Here is a 15,136-nt window from a genome sequence, read left to right as displayed (position 1 = left end):
CCACCGCATGAGCTCCGACGCGCGTAAGAACGCGAACGAATCGGCATCCGGTCAGCCGGATCTGACCCGCCGTGGCTTCGTCGCAGGCGCCGCAGCCACCTGCGCTCTGGGCGTTATCGGTGCGAACCTGTTTATCCGCCAGGGCTTTGACCCCGGTGCAGTGGCGAATGCGTCCCGTCAGAAGCGTTTGCGCTCCCAGGTGCTGCCTGCTGTGCGCGGTCAGATTCTCGATATCAACGGCAACGTCATGGCGCGTACTGTGCAGCGTTATAACCTGACTGCTGACCAGAGCGCCGTGGCGACCTTCAAACGCTACAACGAGGATCGCACCCAGAAGGTTGAGGTCACCCCCAACCAGCTGGTGTACGAGATGGTCGATATTCTCAAGACCGTTGACCCGGGCATTACCGACGAGTTCATCAAGTCCAAGCTGGACGGCACCTCAAAGTACTCGGTGATCAAAGCAAATATCACCCCGGAAATTTTCAATAAGATTGATGCCCTGGGTGCGCCCTTCATCTACGGTGAGGCGTTCTCTCAGCGCCTGTACCCCAACGGTAGTGTGGGCGGTTCCGTGGTCGGTAAGTACAACATTGTTGAAGAGGCAGACGGCAACGGTACGGGCGGTACGGTGTCCCGTAACTACTCCGTGGGCATTGAGCGTGTCTTTGAGAAGGAGCTTGCCGGTACCCCCGGTGAGCGCACCTACGAGATTAGCGCTGATGGCGTGCGTATCCCCGTAGCGAAGGAAGAGCAGCGCCTGGCGGTGGACGGTAAGAATATTCGCCTAACCATTAACCGTGATGTGCAGTATTTTGCGCAGCAGGTGGTGCGTGCCCGCGCCGAGGAGCTGAAAGCTGAATGGTGTACCGCCATTGTTATGGATGTGCGTGACGGCTCCATTTTGGCTCTTGCTGATTCCTCCACGATGGACCCGGGCGCGGCAACCATTGAGGACGCGGCGGACATGACCCCGCGCGCTATTTCGCAGAGCGTGGAGCCCGGTTCGACCGAGAAGATGCTAACTGCTTCGGCGCTGATTGAGCAGGGCCTGACGACTCCGACTAGTGTGTATGATGTGCCCGCGACCCTCACGATTGACGGCCAGACTTTCAAGGATGCGTTTGAGCACGGGGCGCAGCGGCGTACTTTCTCGGGCATTATTCATGACTCGATGAACACCGGTACGGTGCTGGTCGGTCAGAAGCTCAGCAAGGAAGAGCGCTACAACTGGTTGAAGAAGTACGGCGTCGGCGAGTTTACCGGCATTGAGCTGACCGGTGAGGAGCAGGGTATAATCGCTGATTGGCGTGATTGGGATGGCCGTCAGCAGTACACTGTGCTGTTCGGTCAGGGTGTTGCGCAGACTCCGCTGCAGACCGCCATGATTTTCCAGGCGCTGGGCAATAAGGGCGTTCGTCTGAAGCCGCGCATTGTGGACGCGATCATTGACGCCGACGGTACCGAACATAAGCGTGCCGTAGAGCCTGGCGAACGCATGGTCAGCGAGGAGACTGCCGCTTCCTGCCTGACTCTCATGGAGAATGTGGTGGAGCAAGGCCACGCCCGTCCGGCGAAGGTGACCGGCTACCGCGTGGGCGGTAAGACCGGTACTGCGGAAACTCCGAGTGAGAAGGGCGGCTACGACGGCAACACGACGTCCTTTATTGGTGTGGCGCCGATTGAGAACCCGCAGTTCTTGGTGGCGGTGACCATGCAGCGTCCTGAGGGTAGCGTGGGTGCGAACGGTACGACGGCTGAGTTCTCCAAGATTATGGAGAAGACCCTGCACACCTATAATGTGCCGCGTTCTACCGGTGAACCGGAGTTGATTCCGCTTTTTGCTGAGGATAGCCCCAATAAGACGAGCTAAAGGCGAGCGGGGGAGAGGTTCCCGGTAGCTGATTCGTGATGAAGAAGCCCCGGGACTGAACACCTGTCGAAGCCTAAAGCCCGTAGAATATTGAATGACCCTGTGTGCCTTGAGCGCATTGACCATACAGAGCTCACCGCTTCGGACAGCGGAGAGGAAAGAAGGACGATGGATACCGCATCTCACGCACCCGGCCAGAACCTGCTGGGCGGCGACGCTCAGACTCTGCGCCCGAATTCTGTGCGCCCGGTGAGTTTGGCGCACCTTCGCGAACATCTGCAGGGATTGGGTGCTCAGGTGAGTTCCCAGCTGGCTAGTGGCGTTCAGGGTTCTGAATCCGGTGATTCTGTTGAGGTTACCGGTATTAGCATGGACTCCCGAGGCGTGCGTCCGCAGGACCTGTACGTGGCTCTGCCCGGTGCGAAGGTGCACGGCGCACAGTTTGCTGAGGCTGCGTTGAAGCTGGGTGCTTCCGCTATTTTGACGGATGCTGCCGGTGCGCAGCTGCTGGGCGAGGCGCCGGTGCCTGTCCTGGTGACGGAGAACCTCCGCGAGTACGTGGGTCCGTTGGCTGCGCTGATTTATGGTTCGGCGTCGTTCCCCGCCACTCACCGTTATGCTGTGACCGGTACGAACGGTAAGACCACCTCCACCTACATGCTGGAGTCGGTGTTCCGCACCGGTCTGGGGGTGAAGACCGGTCTGATTGGCACTATTCAGATTCTGATTGATGGTGTGTCGGTTCCTTCGAAGATGACCACCCCGGAGTCTCCTCACGTGCATTCTTTGCTGACGATTATGGGTCAGCATCAGGTGCGTTGCGCCGCAATGGAGGTTTCCTCACACGCGATTGATTACCACCGTGTGGACGGCGTGAAGTACGCGGTTGCTGGCTTCACGAACCTGACTCAGGATCACCTGGATCTGCACGGCACTATGGAGCACTACTTCGACTCGAAGGCTCAGCTGTTCACCCCCGAGCGTGCCGAGCTGGCTGTGATTACTGCTGATGACGAGTGGGGCGAGAAGATGTTCTCCGCCGCTTGCGAGCAGATGGGTGCGCAGCAGGTGCACCGTCTGGTGACTGCGCGCGGTGCCGGTCTGGCTGAGGTGCCCGCAGAGTTTGGTGCCCGCGACTGGGCTGTGGTGAAGGTTCAGCGTGAGGGTCTGGGCCACCGCTTCCACGTGGCTAATGGCACCGGTGAGAGCGTTGAATGCTACACCGGTCTGCCCGCTGATTTTAACGTTTCGAATGCTGCGCTGGCGGCGCTCATGGCGTACCTGGACACTGACTCCGCTGAGCGTGAGCGCCTGCTGCCCGAGCTGGCGTCCGGTTCGGCTCTGACTCCGGTGGTGCCGGGTCGTATGCAGCTGATTTCTTTGGCTCCGCACGCGATTGTGGACTTTGCCCACAACCCTGACGGCCTGACTCGTGCCCTGGAGGCGATGGATCGCCCCGGTGATGGCAAGGTCATGATTGTTTTCGGTGCGACCGGTGAGCGTGACCAGCTCAAGCGCCCGATTATGGGTGCGATTGCTGCGCAGAATGCAGATATCGTCATCGTGACTGATGATGATCCGCACGGTGAGGCACCCGCGCCGATTCGTGCCGCCGTTGAGGAGGGCGCGCAGAAGGCTGAGAACCGCCGTGCCACCCAGATTCTGAACATTTCTCCGCGTGCGGCTGCTATTGATGCGGCGATTGCCCTTGCTGGCGAACACGACGCCATCCTGATTGCTGGCCGCGGCCACGAAACCGAACAAGATGTTGACGGCGTGGATATCGCCCTGGACGACCGCGTTGAAACCGCACGTGCCCTGCGTGCGCACGGTTTCGAGATTCTGCCTGATTACCAGCGCATGCTCGATGAAAGTGACTCTAAGACCGCTGAAGGTATGGTGAAGAATGATTAAGCTCAGCGCCGCCCAGATTATTGAGGCAACCGGCGGCACCGCTATCGGCCTGGAGGGCCGCGAGGAGCAGGTGCACGCAGACTTCGCCACTACCGACTCCCGTGAGGTGCAGACCGGTACCCTGTTCGTGGCGAAGCCCGGCGCGGTCACTGACGGTCACAGGTTCATCCCCATGGCGTTTGAGAGGGGTGCGACCCTGGCGCTGGTCGAGCGCGAAGTACTCGACGAGCAGGGCATGCCCTACCCGAGCATCCAGGTGCCCGACGTGGTGCTGGCGATGGGTGATTTGGCGCGCTACTCCATTGAGCAGATGCGCGCTCAGGGTGAGCTGACCGTTATCGGTATTACCGGTTCCGCCGGTAAGACCACCACCAAGGACCTTCTTGCCGCCATTTTCGCCCCGGAGGGCCCGACCGTTGCACCGGTTGGTTCCTATAACAGTGAGGTGGGCGTGCCCCTGACCGTTTTCCGTGCGGATGAGTCTACCCGCTACCTGGTCATTGAGATGGGGGCCGACCACGTGGGCAACATCGAGTACCTGGCGAATATTGCGCACCCCGATCACGGTGCAATCCTGAAGGTTGGTACCGCGCACGCTGGCGAGTTCGGCGGCGTGGACAATATTGAGCGTACTAAGGGCGAGCTGGCTGAGGGCGTTCAGCCGACCGGTTCCCTGGCTCTGAACGCTGACGATGAGCGCGTGCTACGCATGGCGTCGCGTTCGGTTGCACCCATTACGTACTTCGGCGTGGGCGAGAAGACCGACGCGAACGGCCAGCCCTACGAACGCTACGTGGCGGCGCTGAACCTGCGCACCACCGACGCTGGCTGCCCCGAGTTCACTCTGCGCCTGCCCGACGGTAGCGAGTACGAGATTTCCTCGCAGCTGATCGGTGAGCACCACGTGCACAACCTGCTGGCTGCTGCGACAATCGCCTACAACAGCGGTATTTCCGGTGAGAAGATTGCTCGCGCGCTCAACAAAGCGGCGGCAGCTTCGAAGTGGCGTATGGCGCGCACCGACCGCGCTGACGGCGTGACCGTCATTAACGACGCCTACAACGCGAACCCCGAGTCGATGGCGGCTGCACTGCGCACTCTGGCGCAGCTGGGTCGCACCGTCGACCCGGCGACCGGTCAGCCGCACCGCACCTGGGCTGTTCTGGGTGCCATGCTGGAGCTCGGTGACGCCTCCGTGGAGGAGCACGACCGCATCGGTCGCCTCGTGGTGCGCATGAACATTTCCAAGCTGATTGCTGTGGGCGACGAGACGAAGCCCATCTACAACGCTGCTCATCTGGAAGGCTCCTGGGGTAATGAGGCGACCTGGGTGAAGACCCCGGAAGAGGCAGAGCAGATCCTGCGCGCCGAGGTTCACCCCGGCGACATTGTGCTCTTCAAGTCCTCGAACGGCGCGAAGCTGGGCATTCTGGGTGACCAGGTTGCTTTCGCCGAGTACACCTTCGGCGCTGAGGAAGAGCAGGCACCGACCTGGCTTTCTGCCGGTGACTTTGTTGAAACCACCGATTTGAGCGACCACCTTGCCGCTCACCTGGACGGTACCGCTAATGGCGACCGTACTTCGACCGAACAGACCACGAACGAAGGGTAGCGCTTTATGATTACCGTGCTGATTGCTGGAATCTTCGGATTCCTCATCTCCCTCACCGCGCTGCCGGTGTTCATCAAGAAGATGAAGTCCCTCAAGCTTGGCCAGCTCATCCGTGAGGAAGGCCCGGCGGCCCACCAGCACAAGGCGGGCACCCCCACCATGGCGGGTCTGATTTTCATCCCCGCGGCGATTCTCGCCTACTTCTTGACCCTTGCGGTGAGCGCCCTGTTCTTCGGTACCGCGCCGGTGCCGACCGCTACCGCGTGGCTGACCATCGCCTTCACCCTGGGCATGCTCGGTGTGGGCGCGGCGGACGACATCATGAAGTTCCGCAATAAGGGCAACGAGGGTCTGACCGAGAAGCAGAAGACCATTGGTCTTCTGGGCGTGACCCTGCCCTTCGCATACCTGGCGTTCCAGTTCCCGAACGAGTCGGGTGCTCGCCCGGCGTCGACCGCTATCTCTTTCGTACGTGACCTTCCCATTGACCTGTTCGCGGCGGGCGCGGTCTTCGGTAGCATCCTGCTGGTTGCGTGGATTACCCTCATCTCTCTGTCCGGTACGAACGCGGTGAACTTCACCGATGGTCTGGACGGCCTGGCCGGCGGCATCATGATGACCATCTTCTCCGGCTACCTGACCATCAGCATCTGGCAGTACGTGCACGCCTGCTCCGCTGGCGCTGGCACCGCCTGCTACGATGTGCGCGACCCCGGCTCGCTGGCGCTGATTGCTGCTTCCCTGGTGGGTTCGCTGGCTGGCTTCCTCTGGTGGAACGTGTCGAAGGCACAGATCTTCATGGGCGACTCCGGCTCCCTGGCATTGGGCGGCGCAATGGTTGCTTTCGCGCTGTTCACCCGCACCGAGCTGCTTCTGCTGGTTATCGCTCTGATTCCCGTGCTGGAAGTGTTCTCTGTGATTGTGCAGAAGTTCGTGTTCAAGACCAGCCGTAAGCGTTCGGTGGCAGCGGGGGAGAAGCCCCTACACGCGCACCGTTACTTCCGTATGACCCCCTTCCACCATCACATGGAGAAGGTCGGCGTCAACGGCATGTACTCAATTGATAAGCGAGGCATTGCCCCCGGTACCGTCAGCAGCGGCGAAGTGAACTCCGTGTTCCGCCTCTGGGTTGTTAATGCCCTCTGCGTGCTCGTTGCCCTGGCGCTGTTCTTCGGTGACTGGTTCTCGCAGACTTCTGGAGTGATTCACTAATGTCAACTATTGAACAGCCGGATACAGCTCGCATTGAAGCGAACGCCGCCGCTATTGCGGTGAACCCGGTGTACGAGAACGAGCGCCTCGCGGAGCTGACTCACTGGGGTGCGCCCTGGGCTAACCTGCGCGTGGTCGTGGTGGGTATGGGCACCAGCGGCGACGCTGTGACCGACGTGCTTGCCCAGCTGGGCGCGAAGATCGTTGTCATCGACGGGGCTGATACCCCGGAGAAGCGTGAACGCATCGACCTGTACGCTAACGCCTACGGCAACGTTGAGGGCCTATTTGGTCCCGAGCACATGCGTGCACTGCCCCTGGTAGACGGTCAGGAACCCGAGCTTGTGGTGACCTCCCCGGGCGTGCGTCCCGACCACCCGGTCATGCTGGACGCTTACGAGCGTCGCATCCAGATTTGGGGCGATGTGGAGCTGGCGTGGCGCCTGAATGAGCGTAGCGACCGCCTGACCCCCAAGTGGCTGTGCCTGACCGGTACGAACGGTAAGACCACCACCGTGGGCATGGTTGATTCCATCCTGAAGGCTGCCGGTAAGAAGGCTATTCAGGTAGGCAACGTGGGCATGCCCATCGTGTACGCCATTGCCGACGATGAGCCCTACGAGTTCTTCGCGGTGGAGCTGTCCAGCTTCCAGCTGCACTGGACCTACTCGATGTCCCCGTACGCTTCGGTGGTTCTGAACATCGCTGAGGATCACGTGGACTGGCACGGCTCGTTCGAGCGTTACAAGGCTGATAAGGCTCGCGTGTACGAGCACACTCAGGTTGCCTGCATCTTCAACACCGACCATGTGGACACCCTGCGCATGGTTGAGAACGCGGACGTTATTGAGGGCGCTCGCGCGATTGGCTTCAGCTCCACTGAGATGCCCGCCGTGTCGATGCTCGGCCTGGCTGAGGACATTATGGTGGACCGCGCCTTCTTGAAGAACCGTTACAACGAGGCGTATGAGCTGGCGGTTCTGGAGGATTTGGCTCCGGCTCCCGGTAAGATGCCTGCGAAGCACACCGTGGAGAACGCTCTGGCGGCTGCGGCGCTGTGCCGTGCGGCTGATATTGACCCGAAGGCTGTGGGCGCGGGCCTGCGTTCCTTCAAGACCGGTGCGCACCGCAACCAGCTGGTGGGTTATGCGAACGACATCATGTGGGTGAACGATTCGAAGGCTACGAATCCTCACGCCGCGAATGCGTCGATGAGCGGTTACCCCTCGCTGGTGTGGATTGCCGGTGGTCTGTCGAAGGGCGTTGAGTACGATGAGCTGATTGCTGCTCACGCTCAGCGCCTGAAGGCTGTACTGATTATCGGTACTGATACTGCGGCGTTGAAGTCGGCGTTGGCTAACCACGCTCCGCAGGTTCCGACCTACAATATGACCGCCGCTGTGGCTGATTCTTCGGACGGCATTGCCGTGATGAACGCGGCCGTTGCGAAGGCTGCTGAGCTGGCGCATCCGGGCGATACCGTGCTGATGGCTCCCGCGTCTGCGTCGATGGACCAGTTCAAGAATTATGCGGTGCGCGGTGATGCGTTTGCGAACGCTGTCGCCGCCCAGCTGGCTGACTCTTAGGACGCTACCTGCAGGGGGTGTCTCGGGTGACCGGGGTGCTTTTTGCGGGTTCTTCTCGGGGGTGGGATGGTAATGGTGTCCCACCCCTGAACCTTTTTCGTGTAGTCGCCACGACGAATCCGTGGCAGTTGAGGCCTATAGGAGGGCATGTGAGTACCAGCGCATCTTCGGAGCGTTCGGCTTCTTCGGCGCGTTCGACCGCGAGTGGTCGTTGGGCGTCTTTGCGAGCCGGTTGGGAGGATTTCTCTGCGCCGTTCCGTGCTCGTGCCGATAGGCTGTACCGTCGTGGTTTGAAGGCTGACCTGTGGGATGTGCCGGTGATGCTGCTGGTGACGACCCTGGGTCTGGCTATTTTTGGCTGCATTATGGTGCTGTCGGCGTCGAGCGTCACCATGATTTCGCAGGGGCAGTCGCCGTTCTCGCAGGTTTCGTCTCAGATTATGTTCTTGGTCGTGGGCGTTCTCGCGATGGCGGGTATTACGCGTATCCCTGTTGGGTATTACCACAAGAAGTCTGTGGTGTACGCGATGCTGATTGTCGCGTTGGTCATGCAGCTTGCTGTGGTGGTCGTTGGCGTTGAGGTGAACGGTAACCGTAACTGGTTGAAGATCCCCGGCATCGGACAGATCCAGCCGTCGGAGTTTTCGAAGCTGGCGATTATTATGTGGCTGGCGTGGGTGTACAGCCGTCACGGCGATATTTCTCGTAGTATTTGGCGCACGCTGTTCCCCTCGATTTATGGTGTGGGTGCCCTGGTGCTGCTGATTATGCTCGGTGGTGACATGGGTACCGCCATGGTGTATGGCTTCATTTTTGTGGGCATGATGTGGCTGGCGGGTGCTTCTCGCAGCTCGCTGCTGAAGATTGGCGGCGCGTTTGCGGTGTTGGCGCTGGTGGGTGTGCTCAGTAGCGCGAACCGTGTGGCTCGTATTTTCGGTATTTGGGGCTCGTGCACGAACGCTAACTGTGACCAGGCGAATTCTGGTGAGGTGGCGCTGACGACCGGTGGCTTCTTGGGTGTTGGTCTGGGCCAGTCGCGCCAGAAGTATAACTACCTGGCTGAGGCGCATAACGACTATATTTTCGCCATTATTGGTGAGGAGCTGGGTCTGCTGGGTACGCTGGCGGTTCTGCTGCTGTATGTGGGCCTGGTGTACTGCGCGGTTCGTATTATGCTGCGTACTACTGATCCGCTGGTGCGTTTGGCTACGGGCGGCATCATGATTTGGTTGACCTCTCAGGCGATTATCAATATGGGCATGGTGTCCCGTATTTTGCCGGTGATTGGTGTGCCTTTGCCGTTTGTCTCCTATGGTGGTTCGTCGCTGTTGTCCTCGTTGTTTGCGGCGGGTTTGTTGTTGGCGTTTGCGCGGCAGACTCCGTTGCGTGGCGCGACGAAACCGTCGAATATTGAGACCCAGAGCGCGCGTGAGGTTCGTCGTGAGAATGCTGAATGGCAGCGTCGTACGCCGTTGCAGGATGTGCTGAATCAGGAAGAGGCTGCTCGTGCGGCTGCTGGTGGCCACCTGTTGAAGGAACATAATCCTTTGAAGGTTGTTTTCGGTCCGGAGAGTACGTTGCGCCGTTGGTTGGGTTTTGCGCCGGATCAGCAGCGCGAGTTGTCTCGTGTGGCTCGTGAGCAGGAGCGCCAGGCCCGGGAGCAGGCTCGTCGTGAGGAGGAACAGGCTCGCCAGGAGGCGACGCAGGCTCGAGAAGAGGCGCGTCTGGCTCGTGAGGAAGCGCGTCTGGCTCGTGAGGAAGCTGCCCGTGTGAAGGCGGAGCAGAAGGCTGAAGCTCAGAAGCAGAAGGCCTCGCAGAAACCTGCACCGCAGAAGCCTGCACCGAAGAAGGCAGCTCAGCAGAAGGCTCCCGCTCAGCCTCGTACCGGTCAGCAGACTCGTATTGCCCAGAAGAGTACTGCCTCTACTCGAGCGGCACAGGGTAAGCCTGCTCAGCCTCGTACTGCTCAGCCCCGTACCGCTCAGCAGCCTACTGCTCAGAAACCTGCTGCTCAGAAGCGAGTGCAGCAGGCTCGTGGTGCTCAGCCCCGTAGCGCACAGCACCGTCCGTCGGGTTCGCTACCTGCGGGTCTGCAGCCGCTGCATCCTGAGGATCGTCAGCGTCGTGCCCAGCGACAGGGCAATCCTCGACAGGGTAATCCTCGACAGGGCGCTCAACGTCAGGTAGCGCCGCGACAGGGCACCCAGGCAAAGGGTATTCAGGCCAAGGGCGCTCCGAAGAACAGCGCTCAGCAGGCGCAGCGTCCGGCTCAGGGCGCGGCTCGGAACTCGGATCAGCGCGGCACCCGTAAGCAGGGCTAAACCCCGCGGAACCCGCTCCGTGAAGCCTGCATATCGGGGGCTGACATTCGGGGGAGTGAGCTGCGGTTCGTGCCTCTACCCGTGATGAATATGTGCTGAATATAAGATAAAGCCCTCGCTGTTGAGTTGTAGCTCAATGGCGGGGGCGCTCTTTTGAACAGGTGCGATAGCGTAAAATGATGCTGTACCGATGTGTTGGGAGAAAGACCTATGACGAAGAAGGCGCCCTCTATAGTCTTCGCCGGTGGTGGCACCGCCGGTCATATTAATCCGATGCTCGCGATTGCGCGTGCGGTTCGTGATCTTGAACCGAACGCTAAGATTCTGATGCTGGGCACTGCGGATAAGATGGAAGCCGAGCTGGTTCCGGCAGCTGGTTTCGATATTGAGTTCATTCCTCGTGCAGCGTTCCCTCGTAGCATTAACCGTGCCGCTTTGGCTTTCCCCGCTAAGTTCTTTGGTGGCCTGTCGAAGACCCGCCGCATCCTCAAAGAAGCAGATGCAGACGTGGTTGTTGGCGTGGGCGGCTACGTGTGCCCGCCGGCGTATCTGTCGGCGTTGAGCGCTAAGATTCCCGTGGTGATTCATGAGGCGAATGCGAAGCCCGGTTTGGCGAACCGCCTGGGCGGTACGTTCGCTAAGTTCACCGGTGTGGCGTTCCCTAATACTCCTTTCCCGCGTGCAACCCTGGTGGGCATGCCGATGAAGGATGAGATTGCCTACCTGAACCGTGAGGCGCACCGTTCGAAGGCTCGCCGTAACCTGGGCCTGGACCCGCAGAAGCCGACCGTGATTGTGACCGGTGGTTCGCTGGGTGCGCAGAGCCTGAACAATGCGGTGGCGGCGTGCCGTGATCACTTTGCGGAGTGGGACTTCCAGATTCTGCATATTACCGGTAAGGGTAAGGCTGTTCTGGATAAGAATGGTGAGCCGTTGAGCGCGCCGAATTACCGTCAGATTGAGTTCAGCAATGGCATGCAGGATGTGTACGCTGCCGCTGATCTTCTGCTGGTGCGTTCGGGCGCGGCGACCGTCAGTGAGGTTGCTGCGGTGGGTGTTCCCGCGATTTTTGTGCCGCTTCCCATTGGTAATGGTGAGCAGGCTCTGAATGCTCGTTCTCTGGTGGAGGCGTCTGCGGCTCTGCTGGTGAAGGATGCAGAGGTCACCGGTGAGTGGTTTGCCCGTGAAATTCCGGCTCTTATGGCGAACCCGGAGGAGCTGGAGCGTATGGGCGCTGCGGCGTATGAACTTGGTATCCGTGACGCGGCGCGCGTTATGGCTGAAGCAGTATTGAAGGCAGCTGAGAAGTAATGACTGAATTGATGAATCTTGAGATGGTGTTGCCTGCACCGCTGAACCCGCCGTTCCCTGAGCGTGCGAAGATGAGCGAGTTGGGCCGTGTGCACTTCATCGGTATTGGTGGCGCGGGTATGAGCGCTATTGCCGCTCTGATGCTGCAGGCTGGTGTGACGGTGAGCGGTTCTGACCGTGCGGAGTCGGCTACTGTTGAGTCTTTGCGTGCTGCGGGTGCTCGTGTGGGTGTTCCTCAGCAGGCTGAGAACATTGTGGATGTTGATACCGTGGTGATTTCTACCGCGATTCGTGAGGATAACCCGGAGCTTGTTGCCGCTCGTGCGCAGGGTCTGCGTGTGCTGCATCGTTCTGAGGCTCTTGCCGCCGTGATGGGTGAGTCTCAGGTGGTTGCTGTTGCCGGTACTCACGGTAAGAGCACGACCAGCTCCATGATTTCTGTGATGTTTGATCAGCTGGGTGCTGACCCGTCGTTTGCGGTGGGCACCGTGATTGCTGGTCGCGGCACGAACGCTCACCTGGGTGCTCAGGGCCCGGAGTCGATTTTTGTGGCTGAGGCTGATGAATCGGACGGCTCGTTTGTGCGTTACCGCCCGGCTATTGCTGTGGTGACGAACGTTGAGCCGGACCACCTGGATTTCTATGAGACCGATGAGCGTGTCTTTGAGGCGTTCAACCGTTTTGTGGGTTCGCTGTCTCCTAACGGTGTTGTGGTGACCTGCGCTGATGATGCGGGTGCGGCTGATTTGGCGGCTCGTTCTCGTGCGGCGGGTGTGCCCGTGGTGACCTACGGTGAGTCTGAGGATGCTGACCTGCGCATTAGCGAGATTACCAGTGCGGGTTCTTCCTCTTCTTCGCATCTGTCCTGGTCTTTTGAGTGCCGCGGTGTGCGTTATGAAGGCGAGCAGGATCTTGCTCTGAAGGTGCCCGGTATTCATAACCAGCTGAACGCTTCGGCTGCTTTTGCCTCGGCGTTGATTTCTGGTTACGAGGCTGCTGATATTGCTCGTGCACTGGCTGAGTTTGTGGGCGCTGACCGCCGCTTCACTCTGCGTGGTGAGGTTGCTGGCGTGAAGGTCTTTGATGATTATGCGCACCACCCGACCGAGGTGTTCCGCGCTCTGGAGACGGGCCGTACCGTGGCTGATGGCCACAACCTGTACGTGATTTTCCAGCCGCACCTGTTCTCTCGTACTCGCGAGTTCGCGAAGGAGTTCGCTGAGGCCCTGTCGATGGCTGACCGTGCTCATGTGCTGGATATTTACCCGGCTCGTGAGCTGCCGATTGAGGGTGTGACCAGTGAGCTGATTACCGGTGCTGGTTTCTCTGAGGTTCGTTACGCTACCGCTGAGGACGCTATTGAGGATATTGTGACCTGCGCTCAGGCTGGCGATATTGTGATGACCGTTGGCGCTGGCGATGTGACCGCTTTGGGTGCGCGTCTGCTGGAGTCCCTGGAAATCCGTCACGGTGGCGAGTCGAAGAAGTCGGAGGCTTAGGCTGTGCCGATGAGTTCTGGTCTCTCTTCGGAGGGGCATTCCTCCTCGCGCGCGCCGAAGGCTCCGCGTTCGCGTGCTCGTTTGCGCGCCCAGCAGGTAGCTGAGAATGCGCAGGTTGAGGCTAAGAAATCTGAGTCTGTGCAGGCTGAATCTGCGCAGTCTCAGCTGACTCAGCCGCAGGCCACCCAGCCTCAGGTTGTGAAGAGCGCAGAAGCTACTGGGACTGCAAAGCCCTCGGAAGCTATGAAGTCTGTGGACGCCGTGAAGCCTGTCGAGGTTGCATCCTCGGAGGCTTCTGCTCAGCCTTCTGGTGCGCAGTCTGCCGCTAATCAGCCTTCCGCTACTCAGTCTTCGAGCTCCGTGCGACACATGCCGCGTAAGCCGGTGGTGCATAAGTCGCCCAGTCAGAACGGTGCTGATTCTTCGGCGTCCAAGAGCGCTGCGGCGGTTCATTCTTCAGCACAGTCTTTGAAGGATTCGGTGCGTTCTGCGCTGATGACCGGTCGTACCGTGTCTGAGGTTGAGCATGCGCCCGAGCTGTTTGATGTTGAGGCGTTTGAGGATTCTTCGTCGAAGACTTCATCCGCCAAGGGTGCATCTGCTCAGACTGCATCCTCGCAGTCGGTGAAGAGCGCAGAAAAGGAAGTAGCCGATCAGAAGGCTACTCAGAAGAGTTCTGACAAGAAGTCTTCTGCCGATTCTGTTGAATCTCGCGAAGAGTCTGCCGCTCAGAAGGCTGAGGAACGCGCCGATAAGGCGGGGGAGAAGGCTGTTGAAGAGCCTCGCCCCACGAGTCGTTTTGGTCGTTGGCGTGCCGAGCGTGAGCAGCAGCGCGCCGCGGAGATTGAGAAGGAGCGCGAGCGTGCGAGCCGTCAGGCTCACCGTGAGCGTCTGCGTCAGGATCCGGGTCTGGACGGTCTGCGTGCTGAGGAGCGCCCCCGTAAGGAGCGTGCGCCTCTGACTCGTGCCCGTAAGCTGCTGTACACCGCTTCGGCACTGGCTATTATCGCGGTGTTGTATGTGGTGCTGGTCTTCTTCTCGCCCCTGTTGGCGACTCAGAAGATTACGGTGCGCGGCACATCCCTGCTGGAAACCACCCAGGTGGAGCAGAAGCTTGAGCCTCTGCGCGGCGTTCCGCTCACTCGCATCGATGAGAAGAAGGTGCGTGAGCTGCTCGGGCAGGATAATGTGATTCGTAGCGTGCAGGTGGAGAGCCGTCCGCCGCATGAGCTGGTGGTGACTCTGAAGGAGCGTACCGCGGTTGCGGTTGTGAAGCAGGGCGATACGTACCATACTGTTGATAGCGATGGTGTGAGCCTTCTGGAGTCGGCAACTCAGCCCGATACGTCGGTGCCGCTGGTTCGTTTCAGCGGTGATGACCCGCAGACTTCGGCTGAGTTCCACACTATTTCTACCGCGCTTTCGGCAATGCCCTCTGAACTTCTAGCTCAGGTTAAGGAAGCCAGCGCTACGTCAACCTCAAGTATCACTCTAACCTTGAGGGATAATACTACGGTGCAGTGGGGAACCGCTGAAGAGAGTGAGTTGAAGGCTAAGGTCCTGCTCTCCCTGCGCCAGGCTATTGCTAAGCGTGCCCAGGAGGAGACCTCCTCCGAGGCACAGACGCAGAAGGTGACCGTCTATGACGTGTCTGCCCCGCGCGTACCGGTGACCCGTTAGGGGAACCATTCAGGCGCTTTATCCTCCCTTTTTGTGTGAAATCCGCAAAAAGAGGGGGTAATTGCGCTGTGTGACTAGGAACCGACAAAAACAGTTTGGTATCCTAGCAGATAAAGTCATTCTTTAGA

The 15,136-nt window shown here is 59.7% G+C and carries 9 protein-coding genes; all 9 read left to right on the top strand.

The window, feature by feature from the left end:
• Positions 1–7 precede the first annotated feature (7 nt).
• The 9 genes from HMPREF2971_RS08810 (at position 8) to HMPREF2971_RS08770 (ending at position 15,008) form a co-directional block, all read left to right on the top strand.
• Positions 8–1,873, top strand: coding sequence for a peptidoglycan D,D-transpeptidase FtsI family protein (locus HMPREF2971_RS08810; RefSeq protein WP_049345236.1), 1,866 nt, complete (start codon positions 8–10; stop codon positions 1,871–1,873).
• A 168-nt stretch (positions 1,874–2,041) separates the two neighbouring features.
• On the top strand, positions 2,042–3,787 hold the full coding sequence (locus HMPREF2971_RS08805; protein ID WP_049345234.1) for a Mur ligase family protein: 1,746 nt from the start codon (positions 2,042–2,044) through the stop codon (positions 3,785–3,787).
• Complete coding sequence (gene murF / locus HMPREF2971_RS08800; protein ID WP_049345233.1) at positions 3,780–5,399, top strand: UDP-N-acetylmuramoyl-tripeptide--D-alanyl-D-alanine ligase; 1,620 nt, start codon at positions 3,780–3,782, stop codon at positions 5,397–5,399. The genes HMPREF2971_RS08805 and murF overlap by 8 nt, the downstream gene beginning before the upstream one ends.
• A 6-nt stretch (positions 5,400–5,405) precedes the next feature.
• Entirely contained in the window at positions 5,406–6,611 is a 1,206-nt protein-coding gene (gene mraY, locus HMPREF2971_RS08795; protein WP_049337563.1) for a phospho-N-acetylmuramoyl-pentapeptide-transferase, read from the top strand.
• Complete coding sequence (gene murD / locus HMPREF2971_RS08790) at positions 6,611–8,197, top strand: UDP-N-acetylmuramoyl-L-alanine--D-glutamate ligase (protein WP_049337565.1); 1,587 nt, start codon at positions 6,611–6,613, stop codon at positions 8,195–8,197. The genes mraY and murD overlap by 1 nt, the downstream gene beginning before the upstream one ends.
• A gap of 149 nt (positions 8,198–8,346) precedes the next feature.
• Positions 8,347–10,518 (top strand): FtsW/RodA/SpoVE family cell cycle protein, encoded by a 2,172-nt coding sequence (locus HMPREF2971_RS08785; RefSeq protein ID WP_070692594.1) that lies wholly within the window; start codon positions 8,347–8,349, stop codon positions 10,516–10,518.
• A gap of 210 nt (positions 10,519–10,728) precedes the next feature.
• Positions 10,729–11,829, top strand: a complete 1,101-nt coding sequence (murG, locus tag HMPREF2971_RS08780; RefSeq protein WP_070692591.1) for an undecaprenyldiphospho-muramoylpentapeptide beta-N-acetylglucosaminyltransferase — start codon at positions 10,729–10,731, stop codon at positions 11,827–11,829.
• Positions 11,829–13,328 carry a UDP-N-acetylmuramate--L-alanine ligase gene (gene murC / locus HMPREF2971_RS08775; RefSeq protein ID WP_049360250.1) on the top strand — a complete coding sequence of 500 codons (1,500 nt, stop codon included), beginning with the start codon at positions 11,829–11,831 and terminating at the stop codon, positions 13,326–13,328. The genes murG and murC overlap by 1 nt, the downstream gene beginning before the upstream one ends.
• Before the next feature lie 9 nt (positions 13,329–13,337).
• Positions 13,338–15,008, top strand: coding sequence for a cell division protein FtsQ/DivIB (locus HMPREF2971_RS08770; RefSeq protein WP_246825109.1), 1,671 nt, complete (start codon positions 13,338–13,340; stop codon positions 15,006–15,008).
• Positions 15,009–15,136: the final 128 nt, after the last annotated feature.

This window comes from Rothia sp. HMSC066G07 (genome assembly GCF_001814485.1).
GTDB lineage: Bacteria > Actinomycetota > Actinomycetes > Actinomycetales > Micrococcaceae > Rothia.
Note: the sequence above shows the minus strand (reverse complement) of the source record. Positions and strands in the feature narration are given on the sequence as shown.

Coding starts and splice junctions, on each gene's coding strand:
- HMPREF2971_RS08810 (WP_049345236.1), top strand. CDS start 8: ATGAGCTCCGACGCGCGTAAGAACGCGAACGAATCGGCATCCGGTCAG.
- HMPREF2971_RS08805 (WP_049345234.1), top strand. CDS start 2,042: ATGGATACCGCATCTCACGCACCCGGCCAGAACCTGCTGGGCGGCGAC.
- murF (WP_049345233.1), top strand. CDS start 3,780: ATGATTAAGCTCAGCGCCGCCCAGATTATTGAGGCAACCGGCGGCACC.
- mraY (WP_049337563.1), top strand. CDS start 5,406: ATGATTACCGTGCTGATTGCTGGAATCTTCGGATTCCTCATCTCCCTC.
- murD (WP_049337565.1), top strand. CDS start 6,611: ATGTCAACTATTGAACAGCCGGATACAGCTCGCATTGAAGCGAACGCC.
- murG (WP_070692591.1), top strand. CDS start 10,729: ATGACGAAGAAGGCGCCCTCTATAGTCTTCGCCGGTGGTGGCACCGCC.
- murC (WP_049360250.1), top strand. CDS start 11,829: ATGACTGAATTGATGAATCTTGAGATGGTGTTGCCTGCACCGCTGAAC.
- HMPREF2971_RS08770 (WP_246825109.1), top strand. CDS start 13,338: ATGAGTTCTGGTCTCTCTTCGGAGGGGCATTCCTCCTCGCGCGCGCCG.